At 38.0% G+C, this 15,710-nt stretch carries 11 protein-coding genes; 10 read left to right on the top strand and 1 reads right to left on the bottom strand.

The features are described 5' to 3' along the window. Positions 1-19: 19 nt before the first annotated feature. A complete protein-coding gene (locus tag ACM46_RS04180; protein ID WP_048505322.1) occupies positions 20-817 on the bottom strand; it encodes a DUF2797 domain-containing protein in 798 nt (265 codons plus the stop codon). Positions 818-914: 97 nt separating this feature from the next. Here ACM46_RS04180 and ACM46_RS04175 point away from each other — a divergent pair, with 97 nt between their 5' ends. From ACM46_RS04175 to ACM46_RS04130, 10 genes are all read left to right on the top strand, one after another. Further along, positions 915-1,730, top strand: a complete 816-nt coding sequence (locus tag ACM46_RS04175) for a T9SS type A sorting domain-containing protein (RefSeq protein ID WP_048505321.1) — start codon at positions 915-917, stop codon at positions 1,728-1,730. Between the two features lie 84 nt (positions 1,731-1,814). Beyond that, on the top strand, positions 1,815-2,837 hold the full coding sequence (locus tag ACM46_RS04170) for a GDP-mannose 4,6-dehydratase (RefSeq protein WP_048505320.1): 1,023 nt from the start codon (positions 1,815-1,817) through the stop codon (positions 2,835-2,837). Positions 2,838-2,979: 142 nt separating this feature from the next. After that, positions 2,980-3,201, top strand: coding sequence for a DUF2795 domain-containing protein (locus ACM46_RS04165; protein WP_002662059.1), 222 nt, complete (start codon positions 2,980-2,982; stop codon positions 3,199-3,201). Positions 3,202-3,328: 127 nt separating this feature from the next. Continuing rightward, entirely contained in the window at positions 3,329-6,403 is a 3,075-nt protein-coding gene (gene secA, locus ACM46_RS04160; RefSeq protein ID WP_048505319.1) for a preprotein translocase subunit SecA, read from the top strand. Between the two features lie 155 nt (positions 6,404-6,558). Further along, positions 6,559-7,689 carry a PepSY-associated TM helix domain-containing protein gene (locus tag ACM46_RS04155; RefSeq protein WP_048505318.1) on the top strand — a complete coding sequence of 377 codons (1,131 nt, stop codon included), beginning with the start codon at positions 6,559-6,561 and terminating at the stop codon, positions 7,687-7,689. After that, positions 7,686-7,850, top strand: a complete 165-nt coding sequence (locus tag ACM46_RS23475; protein ID WP_048505317.1) for a hypothetical protein — start codon at positions 7,686-7,688, stop codon at positions 7,848-7,850. Before ACM46_RS04155 ends, ACM46_RS23475 begins: the two co-directional genes overlap by 4 nt. 11 nt (positions 7,851-7,861) lie before the next feature. Continuing rightward, positions 7,862-10,087, top strand: a complete 2,226-nt coding sequence (locus ACM46_RS04145) for a TonB-dependent siderophore receptor (protein ID WP_048505316.1) — start codon at positions 7,862-7,864, stop codon at positions 10,085-10,087. A gap of 37 nt (positions 10,088-10,124) precedes the next feature. Beyond that, on the top strand, positions 10,125-12,317 hold the full coding sequence (locus ACM46_RS04140) for a TonB-dependent siderophore receptor (protein WP_053082663.1): 2,193 nt from the start codon (positions 10,125-10,127) through the stop codon (positions 12,315-12,317). 40 nt (positions 12,318-12,357) lie between these two features. Further along, positions 12,358-13,554 (top strand): PepSY-associated TM helix domain-containing protein, encoded by a 1,197-nt coding sequence (locus ACM46_RS04135; protein WP_048505315.1) that lies wholly within the window; start codon positions 12,358-12,360, stop codon positions 13,552-13,554. Beyond that, entirely contained in the window at positions 13,554-15,671 is a 2,118-nt protein-coding gene (locus ACM46_RS04130) for a TonB-dependent receptor (protein ID WP_048505602.1), read from the top strand. The genes ACM46_RS04135 and ACM46_RS04130 overlap by 1 nt, the downstream gene beginning before the upstream one ends. Positions 15,672-15,710: the final 39 nt, after the last annotated feature.

The following is a 15,710-nucleotide window of genomic DNA, read 5'->3' as shown; positions in this document are numbered from 1 at the left end:
TTACTATCTTAAAGTAAGATTAATTTTTTATTTCCAATTCTATCACATACCCTTCATGGCCTCTGACGTTCATAAAATCTCCCCCATCAAAACTAAGATACTGTCCTTTAATTCCTGTAAGCTTTCCTGTAAATTCAGGCTTTTTATCCAGTGTGAATGAAGATACTTTTGCAGGCTTTTCAAAAGGATAGTCGAATTTCCAGAGCTCTTCCCCTTCACTGTAGAATTGCTGGAAGTCTTCCGGAAAATAAGCCTTGATCTTCTGCTGAAAATCGGCAAGATCTATTTCGCCCTCAAAATCATCCTGCAGCATTTTTTTCCAGTTGGTTTTATCGGGAAGGTGTTCTTTTAAGGCAACTTCTATCATTCCTGCTTCATAACGGTTTTCGGTTCTGGCAATCGGTAATGCAAAAGTAGCTCCCTGATCAATCCATCTTGTAGGAATCTGGGTATTTCTCGTTACGCCCACTTTTACGTCACCTGTGTAAGCAAGATATACGATGTGAGGTTGCAGTTGGATTTGCTTTTCCACTTCAAGATCGCGTTCAGCGACTCCCAAATGTGCCGTGGAAAGTTCCGGACGGATGATGGTGTCACTTGCATACGGACTTTCAAAGAAGCAGCTTTTACAGAATCCCATTCTGTAGATGGGCTTATTCTCTCCGCAGTTAACACACTGAAATCCTGTATGCTTTATACTCAATTCTTTTCCAAACAATTCATTCATATGGATAAGGTCTCCGGAAAGATTGAGATAGTATTGGATTGGCTTAGCGTCGTAGCTTGTCATTTTTAAAATTTGCCCGGAAAAATACATTTCAAAAAAATTTAATTATTAAAGATATAAATGTAACCTTTTTTCAGGTATTTAAAAACAAATTCATAATTTCACCTTTAATTAAAAACCCATTCAAATGAAAAAAATCCACTCTTTTTTGTCAATTTTATTGACAACGTTCCTTTTTTCGCAAACCACTATCTATTCAGAAAATTTCGGAACTCCAGCAACAACAACTTTGTTAACAGCTTATTCGGGATATCAAAACACCAGCCCCGTTGCTTATTCAGGAACTGCAGATGTAAGAACATCTACTCCATCAGAAGGATACGCCGGATCCAGCGGAAATGGATGTGTATTTTTGGGGGCAGTTACGACAGCCTCGGGAAATCCTGCAAAAACATTGATAATCCAGGGAATCAATACGACCAACTACACGGGTATTGCAATGACTTTAGGTCATCAAAAAGGGACCAATGCTTCAAGCAACGAACTTACCATCGAGGTAAGTGCAGATGGAACACTATGGACACCGTTAACTTATACCAGACCTACAGGGACAGGAACATCTACCTGGATTTTGATAAGCCCGGCCGGAACAATACCCGCAACTTCTAATTTGAGAATCAGATTGACCAATGTCATAGATTCTAATGTAGGTTTCAGGGTCGACGATATAAAACTAACCGGAACCGCTACCAGTCTGGGAACCCAAGAAACCCATAAAAAAGAATTTAATATTTATCCTACTTCGGTAACTGAAGGCAAAATTTTCATTACTTCAGTTAAAAACTCTGATAAAAAAGTGAAAGTCTTCGACAAGACAGGAAGATTACTTATCAACAAGACAATTAAAAACGAATTAAATGTTTCTAACTTACCCAAAGGCATTTATATTCTGAATGTTGAAGAAAATAAAGCTACCGTATCTCAAAAAGTAGTAATAAAATAATAAACTTAAACTGAAAAAGAGTCTCAATTAAAAAGCTGAGATTCTTTTCAGTTTATGAATATATTTGTAAAACAAATTTAACAAATGATTTATCTCGTAACTGGAGGTAGCGGATTTATCGGCTCTCATTTAATTGAACGATTATTAAGAAATGGACATTCTGTCATAAACGTTGACAATTTTGATGATTTTTATAACTATCAGATCAAAATTAAAAATACTTTAGAGTCTATTGATCAAAATTCGGATTTTGAATTTTCGGACAAAGAGACCGATATCAGTCGTTTAATTACTATTTCCCAATCAGAAACCTATCAACTATATAATCAGGATATCCGGGATAAAAAGGGCCTTGAAGCCATTTTTAAAACCCATACCATTGATCTCGTTATTCATCTTGCGGCATTGGCAGGCGTTCGTCCCTCCATTGAAAGACCATTGGAATACGAAGAAGTAAATGTACGTGGAACGATGAATCTCTGGGAACTCTGCAAAGATTTCAACGTTCAGAAATTCATATGTGCCTCTTCATCAAGCGTTTACGGAAACAATGAAAAAACTCCTTTTACGGAAACGGATAATGTAGACAACCCTATTTCCCCTTATGCCGCCACCAAAAAAAGTGGTGAAATCTTAGGACATGTTTATCATAAGCTATACCATATAGACATGATCCAGCTCCGGTTTTTCACCGTTTACGGCCCAAGACAGCGCCCTGACCTGGCTATTCATAAATTTACAAAACTGATTTCCAACGGCATGGAAATTCCGTTCTATGGAGACGGAAATACGGCCAGAGACTATACCTATATTGATGACATTATTGATGGAATCATGAAATCCATTGTCTATTTAGAAGCTCATTCTCAGGTGTATGAAATTATTAATCTCGGGGAAAGTGAAGTAGTGACGTTATCTGAAATGCTGGCGACCATAGAAAATGCCCTCGGAATTTCTGCCACTAAAAAAATTCTGCCAATGCAGCCGGGAGATGTCCTGAAAACCAATGCAGATATCACAAAAGCCAAGACATTAATAGGGTACAAACCAGACACGAACTTCCAAAATGGCATAAAAAAATTTGTGGAATGGTTTTTGAGAAAATGACATCATGTAAGTTGCCAGCACAGCTGTAAGGCGGTCTATGACGGACAATGAACAAAAATTAATCAAAAAGAATTGAAAATCAAGGATAAAAAAGCGTATAATATAAGCTATTTTTATACTTTTGCAAAAAAATTAGAAAATTATGTACTGGACATTAGAATTAGCCTCATACCTAAGTGACGCACCTTGGCCAATGACAAAAGCAGAGCTTATTGACTATGCCATCAGAACTGGTGCACCAATGGAAGTTGTTGAAAACCTTCAGGCAATTGAAGACGAAGGAGAAATCTATGAATCTATCGAAGAGGTTTGGAGTGATTATCCTACCGACGAGGATTTCCTTTGGAACGAAGACGAATATTAATGAAAGCAATAAGCTTTGAGCCCCATGCTTAGAGCTTTTTTGCCCTTTTTTATATATAAAATTCACACGATAAGCGTGTCAGTAAAACGCTTAAAGCATATTGTTTTAAGCATAAAGCAAAAAATTTATGAGTTTTTTAAACAAAGTTCTTAAAGGGTTTTTGGGAGACAAAAAAGCGCAGGACCTAAAAGAAGTAAAAAAAGTTGTAACAAAAATCAAAGCTGTAGAACCAGCCATTCAACAGTTGACTGATGATGGACTGAGAGAAAAAACTGCTGAATTTAAAGAGAATATAAAATCTTCAACCAGCAAAATTACAGCGCAGATAGAACAGGTAAAAGAGCAGATAAAAAATTCAACTAATGTAGATGAAAAAGAAGCTCTTTTCTCAAAGATTGAATCTCTGAAGAAAGAATCATACGACATTGAAGAAAAAGTTCTTGCCCAAATCCTTCCTGAAGCTTTTGCCCTGGTAAAAGAAACAGCCAGAAGATGGGCTCAGAACGGTGAAATCCGTATCAAAGCAACAGACTGGGACAGACAGCTTGCTGCTGCCGGTAAAGATTTCGTAGAGGTTCAGGGAGATACTGCAATCTGGAAAAACTCATGGGACGCAGCCGGAACTCCTGTAGTTTGGGATATGGTCCACTATGATGTTCAGTTTATCGGAGGGGTTATTCTTCACAGCGGTAAAATTGCCGAAATGGCAACCGGTGAAGGTAAAACTTTGGTAGGAACATTACCTATTTACTTAAATTCACTTCCTGAAAGAGGAGTTCACGTAGTAACCGTGAATGATTACCTTGCGAAAAGAGACTCCGCTTGGATGGGCCCTCTTTATCAGTTCCACGGAATGTCTATCGACTGTATCGACAACCACCAGCCGAATTCAGACGGAAGAAGAAAAGCATACAATTCAGATATTACTTACGGAACGAATAACGAATTCGGATTCGATTATCTGAGAGACAACATGGTAACATCTCCTTCAGAATTGGTGCAGAGAGAATTAAACTTTGCTATCGTGGATGAAGTTGACTCTGTATTGGTAGATGACGCCAGAACACCATTGATTATTTCAGGTCCGGTTCCTCAGGGAGACAGACAGGAATTTGATGTTCTTAAACCTTCTATCGACAGAATTGTTGAAGTTCAAAAGAAAGCCGTTTCTGCTATCTTTAATGAAGCCAAAAAATTAATTGGCGCAGGAAACACAAAAGAAGGAGGCTTCAAATTGCTTCAGGCATACAGAGGTCTTCCTAAAAACAGACAGTTAATCAAATTCTTATCGGAAAGCGGGAACCGTGCATTGCTTCAGAAAGTTGAAGCTCAATACATGCAGGACAACAACCGTGATATGCCGATTGTAGATAAAGATCTTTACTTCGTTATCGAGGAAAAAAACAATCAGGTTGATCTTACGGATAAAGGAGTGGAATATATGTCTCAGGGGAATTCTGATGCTAACTTCTTCGTTCTTCCGGATATCGGAACTGAAATTGCTGAAGTAGAAGCTAAAAACTTAAGCAAAGAAGAAGAATTCGAAGCTAAAGAAAGACTTTTCTCTGATTTTGCAGAAAAATCTGAGCGTGTACATACCATGAGCCAGCTGTTGAAAGCCTACACATTATTTGAAAAAGATGATGAGTATGTGGTTATCGACGGGGAAGTAAAAATCGTTGATGAGCAGACAGGCCGTATCATGGAAGGAAGACGTTATTCAGACGGACTTCACCAGGCTATCGAAGCTAAAGAAAACGTAAAAATTGAAGCTGCCACACAAACTTTTGCTACGGTAACGCTTCAGAACTATTTCCGTATGTACAATAAACTTGCGGGGATGACGGGTACTGCTGAAACAGAAGCGGGCGAACTTTGGGAAATCTACAAACTGGATGTAGTGGTAATTCCTACCAACCGTCCTATTTTAAGACATGACAGACAGGATTTAGTTTTCAAAACTAACCGTGAAAAATACAATGCTGTAATAGAAGAAATTGAAAAATTAACGGAAGCGAAAAGACCTGTACTTGTGGGAACTACTTCTGTTGAGATCTCTCAATTGCTTTCCAAAGCCCTTCAGTTAAGAAAAATACCACACCAAGTACTGAACGCGAAACTTCACAAAAAAGAAGCGGAAATTGTTGCCGGAGCCGGACAGCCGGGCGTTGTAACGATCGCAACCAACATGGCGGGTCGTGGTACTGATATCAAGCTTTCCAAAGAAGTAAAAGAAGCCGGAGGTTTAGCGATTATCGGTACTGAAAGACACGATTCAAGACGTGTTGACAGACAGCTTAGAGGTAGAGCGGGACGTCAGGGAGACCCTGGTAGCTCTCAGTTCTATGTATCTCTTGAAGATAACCTGATGCGTCTTTTCGGTTCTGAGAGAATCGCAAAAATGATGGACAGAATGGGTCATAAGGAAGGTGAAGTGATTCAGCATTCCATGATCAGCAAGTCTATCGAAAGAGCTCAGAAAAAAGTAGAAGAAAATAACTTCGGTATCAGAAAGAGACTTCTTGAATATGATGACGTGATGAACAAACAGCGGGACGTAATCTATAAGAGAAGAAAGAATGCTCTTTTCGGTGATCACCTGAAGTATGACATTACGAATATGATCTTCGATGTTTCCAATTCAATTGTGGCTAAAGGAAAAGCTACAGGAAACTATAAAGATTTCGAATTTGATATCATTAAGTATTTCACCATGGAAGCTCCTGTTTCTGAAAGCGATTTCAAGAGCAAGCAGATTCCGGAACTGACAGATCTTGTTTTCAAGGCAGCTCAGGAAGATTACAAAATGAAACTGAACCTGTTGAAAGAAAAATCATTCCCTATTATCGAAAATGTATTCCAAAATCAGGGATCCATGTTCAAAATGATCCAGGTTCCTTTCTCAGACGGGCACAAAACCATGACGATTGTAGCAGATCTTAAAGAAGCTTATGATACGCAGTGTGAAAGCCTGATCAATGATTTTGAAAAGAACATTACTTTATCCATCATTGATGAAAACTGGAAACTTCACCTTCGTGAAATGGATGATCTGAGAAGATCTTCTCAAGGTGCCGTTTACGAACAGAAAGATCCTTTGGTAATTTACAAACAGGAATCCTTCCACTTATTCAGTGAAATGGTAGACAAAATGAACAAAGAAATTATTTCTTTCTTATACAAAGGAGAAATCCCCGCTTAAGGAATTAATATTAAAATCTCATAAAAACCCCGCTTCAGCACAGACTGAAGCGGGGTTTTGCTATTTAGTACTTAATAATTTCATGATAAATATCAATCTTGTTATTTATTTAGAACAATTAAAAACAATATATTTGCAAAAAATTTGACTGCTTCATGAAGCTAAAAACTGCAAAGCGTTGGTTTAATTGGCATAAATGGACAAGCCTTATCTGTACCGTTTTTTTGCTATATCTCTGCATCACAGGATTACCGCTGATTTTCCATGAAGAAATTGAACATCTTCTGGAAGACAACAAAACAGCTGTGACTACAGGTCAGCAGAAATTAAGTCTCGATAAACTGGCCTCAATTGCAGAATCAAAATATCCAGGAGAAAAGGTAAGATATGTTTTCTGGGACGAAAATGATAAAAATAAAGTTCTTTTTGACGTTGTCGATAAGCCTGATGCTCCTTACGAAAAAAGCAAATATTTAGTTTTAAATGAATATACCGGCGAAGTTTTAGGTGCTCCTAAAACAGATGGCCTTATGAACATTATTCTAAAGCTTCACACAGATATGTTTCTCGGAATTCCGGGAAAACTGTTTTTAGGTCTGATGGGAATGCTCTTTATGATCTCCATTCTTTCAGGGATTGTTTTATATGGTCCTATTATGAAAAAATTTGATTTTGGAATGGTCCGCAAAAACCGTTCTAAAAGACTTAAATGGCTGGATACCCACAATTTATTGGGAATTGCCATTACAGCATGGATGGCTGTTGTAGGATTTACAGGGGTAATCAATACACTTTCAGATGTAATCTTAGGGCTTTGGCAGCAGGGTCAGCTGGCAGAAATGACTGCTCCTTATAAAAACCAGAAACCGCTTACTGGAGATTTCAGCTCTCTTGAAGAAGCAAAAAAATCTGCCGAGAAAACCATTACGGATATGAAAGTATCTATTATTGTTTTTCCCGGGACCCCTTTTACGAGTAAGCATCACTATGCCGTTTTTATGCACGGCAATACGGAACTGACTTCTAAATTACTAAAACCTGTTCTGATAGATGCCAAAACAGGAGATGTTACAGATTCACGGGATATGCCGTGGTATGTAAATGCCCTTTTTATTTCGGAGCCGCTTCATTTTGGAAACTACGGTGGTCTGGCACTTAAAATTATCTGGACAGTTTTTGATGTCTTTACGATTCTTGTACTTATTACAGGTTTGTATTTGTGGATTGCGAGAAGAAGAGCGGAAAAGCAGCAGTGGAAAACCATTTCAAAAGACGAAGAGAGATGAAAAACACATTCTTAAAACTTTGGGGGATGCCTCTTGTTCTGGCGTTTCTCTCTTTATTCGGATTGATTGCAGCATTGCTGGGTGACGGCATATGGGACCTATTAGGATGGTTAACATTATCCATCCCTCTATTTTTAATTATAAAACATTACTTAAAATAAACTACTACTGAATGAAGAAATTAGTTTTAAGCATCGCTATCCTATCAGGAGCCTTTGCTTTGGCGCAGGAAAAAGACAGCGTCAATTCTAAAAATATAGAAGAAGTTATCATCAACTCTATTCTTAAAAAAGATTCGGAGTATACCAATAAAATGCCTTTAAAGGCTATTGAAAACCCACAGTCTTATTCTACCGTAGATAAAATATTTTTTGAAAATCAAATGATATATTCGGTAGACGATGCTTACAGAAATGTAACGGGTATTCAGAAAATGTGGAGTGCTACCAACAGAGCCGGAGATGGTGGAGCTTATATATCTTTAAGAGGATTTACTTCCAATAATTCTTTAAGAAATGGTCTGGTTGCTCCGGTTACCACTTCTATTGATGCTGTGAATGTAGAAAAGCTGGAAGTACTGAAAGGACCATCGGGAACATTATTTGGTAGTAATGTAACCTCTTACGGAGGAGTAATTAACAGAGTTACAAAAAAGCCCTATGATAAATTCGAAGGAAATGTTTCATTGATTGGTGGAAGCTACAATTATTACAGAGCACAGGCGGATATTAATACTCCCGTGACTAATGATAAAAAATTAATGTTCCGATTAAACACCGCTTATACAAACAGTGGAACTTTCCAGAAAACAGATGCTAAAAATTCATTTACAGCTTTTGCTCCTTCATTGCTATATAAAGTCAATGATAAACTGAGCCTAAGTCTGGATTATGAAATGTTTGATACAAGAGCAAATCCTGAGCAATCCTTCTTCTATCTTAAAAAAAATCCAGGTTATCCGGGAGATCCATATACTAACGTTGAGAACATGAAAGATGTGGAAAAATTAGGATTAGATTACAAGCAATCGTACACCGGAAAAGGTCTTTATACCACGTCAAAAGTAAGAAACATTTTAGGACAAATTAATTATCAGATTGATGAGCATATCCGATCTTCAACCAATGTAAGCACGGCTTATACTTTTTCAAACGGTTATAACCCGTATTTTGCAATAACTGTAAATCCGTCAGATAATAACTTATACGTGAAAAGAGCGGATCAGTCTACAGATAACAGTAAAAAAACATATTTCCAGGTTCAGCAAAATTTTAATTTCGACTATAAGTTTGGAAATGATATGCGTAACAGAACTGTCGTTGGTTTTGATTTTATGTCCATCAAAAACAGGCTGCATTATGTCTATTTTACCCAAGGATTTTTAACTCCTGATGTTCCGACAAGTGGTTATGATTATGCAGGAACATTTAATTCTGATACATTAAGTCAGGCATACCAAAATTTACCTAAAAGTGTTTATGATCAGATAGATGACCAGAATACCTACAGCGGTTATATTTCCAACGTATTTACTCCTACTGCTGGATTAAATATTATGGCTTCCGTTCGATATGAAAGCAATGACTTCAAAGGAGGAAAACTTTGGGTAAATGATATCAAAGCATACAATCAATCTGCATTTTCACCAAAATTTGGGGTAACCTATCAGATTATAAAAGATAAATTCTCTGTTTTCGGAAATTATCAGAACAGTTTCAAAAGTAATGGCTACATATTTACAGCTGCCGGAACAGATCCTGTTCTATCAGATCCGGAAAGAGCCAATCAGTTTGAAGGAGGTTTTAAAGGAAGTATCTTCAAAGGAAGAGTAAACGCAACATTAAGCTATTACAATATCCGAGTAAAAAATTCTTTAGTTACAACAGGATATTCAGGAGCAAATGCTCTTCAAACCCAGGCAGGCCAACTGAAAAGTGAAGGTGTGGAATTGGAAGTAAATGCCTATTTATTAAAAGGATTATCATTAGTAGGAGGTGTTAGCTATAATGATTCAAAATATATGGAATCTGATGCGGCAACAAAAGGAAGAAGGCCAGGTACTGCAGGCTCACCATGGTTAGCAAGCATCTATGCAAGTTATCAGATTCTTGAAGGAAGCTTAAAAGGATTTGGATTTGGTTTAGGCGGAAACTATGCGAATGCGAATGCCATTTTAAATAATAATATTCTGGATGTAAATAAAAATGTTACGGGAAGAGATGTGTTTATCCTTCCAAGCTATTTGGTACTCAATGCAAGTGCTTTTTATGACACCAAGAAATTCAGAATCGGTGTAAAGGTTGATAATTTTACCAACCAGCATTATTGGGTAGGGTTTACAACAGCGAATCCTCAGACGCTTATCAATGCTTTGGGAAGTGTAACCTACAAATTCTAAAGACTCATTATTTCAAAAGTTTTCAGCTAGATTTACAATGAAAAAAATAACTATAGGAGCCGCATTACTAACATCTGTTTTGGCTATAGCTCAGGAAAAAGACACCCTTAAATCGAATGATATTGAGGAAGTGGTTGTCAACGGAAGATATTATAAAAAATATGTAGAAAAACAGGGATCATCTTCTCTCCGTCTGAATGAAGACCTTATTAAGATTCCACAAAACATTTCCATTATTACTGCCCGTGCATTGGAAGACCAACAGGTTACCACTTTAAGCGACGGTGTTTTGAGAAACGTTGCCGGAGCACAAAGACTGGAGCACTGGGGCGATATGTATACGAGAGTAAACATGAGAGGTTCAAGAGCTGCTGCATTTATGAACGGAGTAAACGTAACTTCTAACTGGGGGCCATTAAGCGAGGATATGAGCTTTGTAGATCACATTGAGTTCATCAAAGGTCCTTCAGGTTTCTTGATGTCAAATGGTGAACCAAGCGGTATTTATAATATTGTCACTAAGAAGCCTACAGGGAATGCATTAAACGGAACGGCAAGAGTAACTCTTGGAAGCTATAATATGTACCGGGGAGAAGCTGACGTTGACACTAAAATTACTGAAAAAGTAGCTTTCAGATTAAATTTAATGGCTCAGAACAGAAACAGTTTCAGAGACTATGAATTCAATGACAGATATATTATCAATCCTTCCCTAAAAGTAAACCTGACTGATAAAACTACTTTAACGGCAGAATATATTTATCAGAAAGCTAAAATGTCTGAAGTAGGTTCTGCTTATGTTTTCAGTTTTGATGGATATGCAACTAGGCCGGCAAGTTATACCCACACTGACCCGAGCATTGATCCAACAAAAGTTGACAATAACACGGTAAACATCAATTTACAGCATAACTTCAATGAAAATTGGAAGTTAACTTCCCAGTTAACGTATGTAAATGAATATACTATGGGAAGTGACATCTGGCCAAGTAATTTTGAAGGAAACTATATGATCCGCCGCGTTAATTACTGGGAAGCTGATAACACAATGAAATTTGGACAGGTATTCTTAAATGGTTATGCAAAAACAGGCTTTGTTTCTCACAAGATTTTAGCAGGCCTGGATTTAGGAAGCAAAAAATATATGGCTGACTGGTCTCAAGGCTATAATCTTGATAAATATAATGCTAATGATGATTACAATGCACCTGCTGATCACAACTATTGGTATAATTTAGAAACAAAAAACTATGGAATCAATGGCACAAATGCTTACTTCGGTCCAAACGGAGAGTATAAAGCATTTGATGGAACCAGTAAACCTCTTTCTGTAAGAGCAGGAGCAGGAAGCACTATTGAGCAAAATTATACCGGTTTATATTTACAGGATGAATTAGGATTTTTAGATGATAAATTGAGGCTTACCATTGCTGCACGTTACACCAACGTAAAGGAAAATAACTATGGAACCAAATCTGTAGCTGATAAAGTAACTCCGCGTATTGGCATCAGTTACTCTATTGATGAGAGTATGTCTGTATATGGTCTATACGATCAGGCATTCGTTCCACAGGCTGCTATTTTCAGAGATGGAAGCACTGTAAAGCCCATCACCGGGAACAATATGGAAATTGGGGTAAAGAAAGATTGGCTTGGAGGAAAATGGAACACAACAATCTCTGCCTATAACATCATAAAAAATAACGCTACGGTAAATGACCCTGCCAATAGCCCAAGTGAGCAATTCTCAATTTTACTTGGGAAAACAAGGGTTCAGGGAGTAGAATTCGACCTTAAAGGAGAAATTACGAGAGGGTTCAATACTATCTTCAACTATGCATTTACTGAAAATAAAATTGTAGAATCTAACGACCCTCAAAACAATCCTGAAGGAAAAAGAGTTCCCGGCTATGCAAAACATACGGTAAATGGGTGGCTGAACTACACATTTACTGACGGATTATTAGAAGGGTTTGGATTAAGCTTTGGAGGAACCTATCTTGGAGATAGAAGCAGCTGGGACTGGGGAGGTACCAATACCAAACAAATGAACGACTATGTAAAATTTGATGCAGGTGCGTCTTGGGAAAATACTAAATTCAGAGTTGGACTAAATGTATTTAATATATTTAACAGATACCTTTATTCAGGTTCTCCTTATGCTAATTATTACTATTATCAGGCAGAAGCACCAACAAACTTCAGACTTTCAATAGGATATAAATTTTAAATAATCAAAAGTTAGCCTCTTTGGAGGTTAACTTTTTGCTATGAAGAAGAAACATCACCCAAAGAAGAAAATTTCATTTACAAAAAAATGGTCTGCCAAGCTGCATTTGTGGTTTGGTTTGTCCGTTGGTATCATTGTTTTTATCGTTTCGCTTACCGGAACTCTGTATGTTTTTAAAGACGAAATACAGAACAGCCTCCGGAAAGAAGCGATGTATGTAGAGAAAACAGCTACATCTCCTCTTTCTATCGCTGTACTGAAGGAAAAAGTCAATTTGGAACTCAATGAAAAGTATCCGCTAAATGCAGTAGAAATCTCACTGGATAAAAACAGGTCTTACCGTTTTTCATACTACGAAAAGAACAAAAAAGGCTGGAATTACTTTGAAGAAGTCAAGATCAATAAACTCGTGTATGTAGATCAGTATACGGGAAAAGTCTTGGCTGTTTACAACGAAAAATACAGTTTCTTCAACATCTTAAAATACATTCACTGGAGTCTTCTTCTGAATTCCGAGTGGGGAAAATATGTGGTGGGAATTCCTACGGTCCTGTTTATCTTCATGCTCATCACAGGAATTGTTTTGTGGTGGCCAAAAAACAAAAAAGCAAGAAAAGGACGCTTCTGGTTCAGCTGGGAAAATGTAAAAACCTGGAAACGTAAAAACTACGATCTTCACAACGTACTTGGCTTTTATGCCTCATTTCTGGCTTTGCTGATGAGCGTTACAGGAATCTATTTTGCGTATCCGTATGTAAAAAATACCTTCAACCTTACCCTTTCCGGTTCTCTGGAGCTTCCGAAAGAAAAAGACATGAAATCCCCGGACTCTTTAATCGCTAAAAATCCATCCATCTATGATCTTACGGTCCGGGAAACCCAAAAATTATATCCTACATCTTCAAGCTTCAGAATCCCACTCAGCGGGAAAAATAAAAAAGGCAAGGAGCTGAAAAATATCCCGGTCACCATATACGGTGAAGAAGGGCGTTTCAGCGAAAGGAACACCCTGATATTTGACAAATACTCAGGAAAATTATTGGCAGAAAAACCTCATCAGAAACTGAGCAATGCGGAAAAATATGCCAATGCCAATTACGATATCCATACAGGTTCCTATTTCGGACTGTTCGGAAAAATTCTCTGGTTCATTACCGGGCTCATCTGTACCTCTCTTCCTGTCACAGGATTTTTGGTATGGTGGGGAAAACAAAAAAAACAAGGAAAGAAAATATAATGAAAAAAGCTCTTATATCAGCAGCATGCCTGGGATCGGCAGCCGTTTTTGCACAGGTTAAAGACAGCATCCAAACCAATAATGTGGATGAAGTAGTGATGACTGCTTCCAGAAAAAAAGAAAGCATCAAAGAAATACCAAGCTCAATAACTGTTGTTGCAGAGAAGCAGATCCAGTCTCAGCTGACTGTGAATTCCGATATCACCAGTATTCTTCAGTATACCGTTCCCAGTTTAGGAACCAATACAGGACAAACTTCCAATTCGGGGCAAACGTTAAGAGGAAGACAGGTTCTTGTCTTAATTGACGGAATTCCACAGTCTACCCCGCTAAGAAACGGAGCAAGAGATATCAGAAGTATTGATCCATCCGTTATTGAAAGAATTGAAGTCATCAAAGGAGCATCTTCCATCTACGGAAACGGAGCTGATGGAGGAATTATCAATTATATTACCAGAACAAACAAATCAGATAAAAAGATTTCCGGGATTTCTCAGGTGGGCTTTACAGGACAGCCGTATGGCGGAACTCTGGGGGTAAGAGCCAGCCAGCTTCTATCCGGAAAAATCAACAGATTTGATTATGTTTTCTCCCTTGCTTACGAAAGAACAGGCTACATAAAAGATGCAGACGGAGTAAGCCTTACCCCTACTTACAGCACCGCAAAAATGGACAATTACAACGGAATGCTAAAAGTAGGCTACACCATTGACAAAGATCAAAGAATTGAAGCTTCTTACATCGGATACTCATCCAGATCTGACCTCAGCTTAGGACTAAAAACAGGAAAATACGGCATAAAACCTACCATCGGAGAAGGAGTGGGAAAAAACCTTGAAACAACGCCTCAGGGAACTCCGAAAAATCACAATATCAGAATCAACTATGACAACCAGAACCTTTTCTGGGGAACCACTTCGTTGAATTTCAATGCTTATATGCAGGATTTCAAAACGGTATACGGTTACAGCGATACTTTCTACGGAGGAGGACAGTCTAATGTGATTTCCAAAAAATATGGTGCCAGAATCAACTTTGATACTAAGCTTTGGAATGCTCAAAATTCACAGGCCGAAGTGATGTACGGAATGGATATTCTGAACGACCAGACCGTTCAGAAACTGGAAGACGGCCGTTACTGGACTCCCGATATGAATATGACCAACCTGGCGCCTTTCCTATTGGTAAAAATTGATTTATTAAAAAAATTAACGATCAAAGGAGGGCTTCGATATGAAAACATGAAGGTAAAAGTCGGAGATTTCAATACCCTTTCATCTATTAAAAGCGACGGAACGTTTACTACCAGTATTTTCGTTACCGGAGGAGAGCTAAAATACAATGCATTAGTAGCCAATTTAGGACTGCGTTATAATATTGAACCTTTCATCAATCTGTTCGGTAGCTTTTCCCAGTCCTACTCTATCAACGAGCTGGGAAGAATCCTGAGAACCTCAACGCAGGGAACCATCCAGAATCTTGAAACAAAACCCATCATTGTCAACAACTATGAATTCGGAGCAACAGGACAGATTTCCAAATGGGTGAATTATGAGATCACTTCTTATGTAAGTACCTCAAAACTCGGTGCTTCTTTTGTACAGAGCCCGGACAGAGCATTAACCATACAAAGATCACCGGAAATTGTTTACGGAGTTGAAGGATTCCTGCATATTACTCCTGCAAAATGGGTTAATTTCGGAGGAAGCTACAGCTGGATGGAAGGCATTACTTCTCTAAAAGATGACGGAGATTATTCAGCAAAAATCAACAACAGCAGAATTTCTGCACCTAAAGTGCTGGCCTATGTTCAGTTTAAACCGATTCCTACGTTATCTATCGGTCTTGATATGCTGCATGCCTTCCAGCAGGACAGATTCCAGCCCAATGTAAAAACAGGAATGTTTGTATACGGAGAAGGTTACGTCCCTGAATACACTGTTTTTAATTTCAAATCAAGCTACGAAGTCAATAAAAACTGGAGAGTATCATTAGGAGTTGAGAATGTATTCAACAAAATGTACCAGCCGGCTATTGCATGGTGGTCTGCGCGAGACAGTGAATTCGTCAATTCATTAGGAGCAAGAGGAACCCTGATGCTTGAATATAAATTTTAATTAAACTAAATAAAAAGTAAATCCTATCTTTGCGGTACT

The sequence above is a fragment of the Chryseobacterium angstadtii genome, from assembly GCF_001045465.1.
Classification (GTDB): Bacteria; Bacteroidota; Bacteroidia; order Flavobacteriales; family Weeksellaceae; genus Chryseobacterium; species Chryseobacterium angstadtii.
This window is presented reverse-complemented; position numbering and strand designations above follow the sequence as displayed.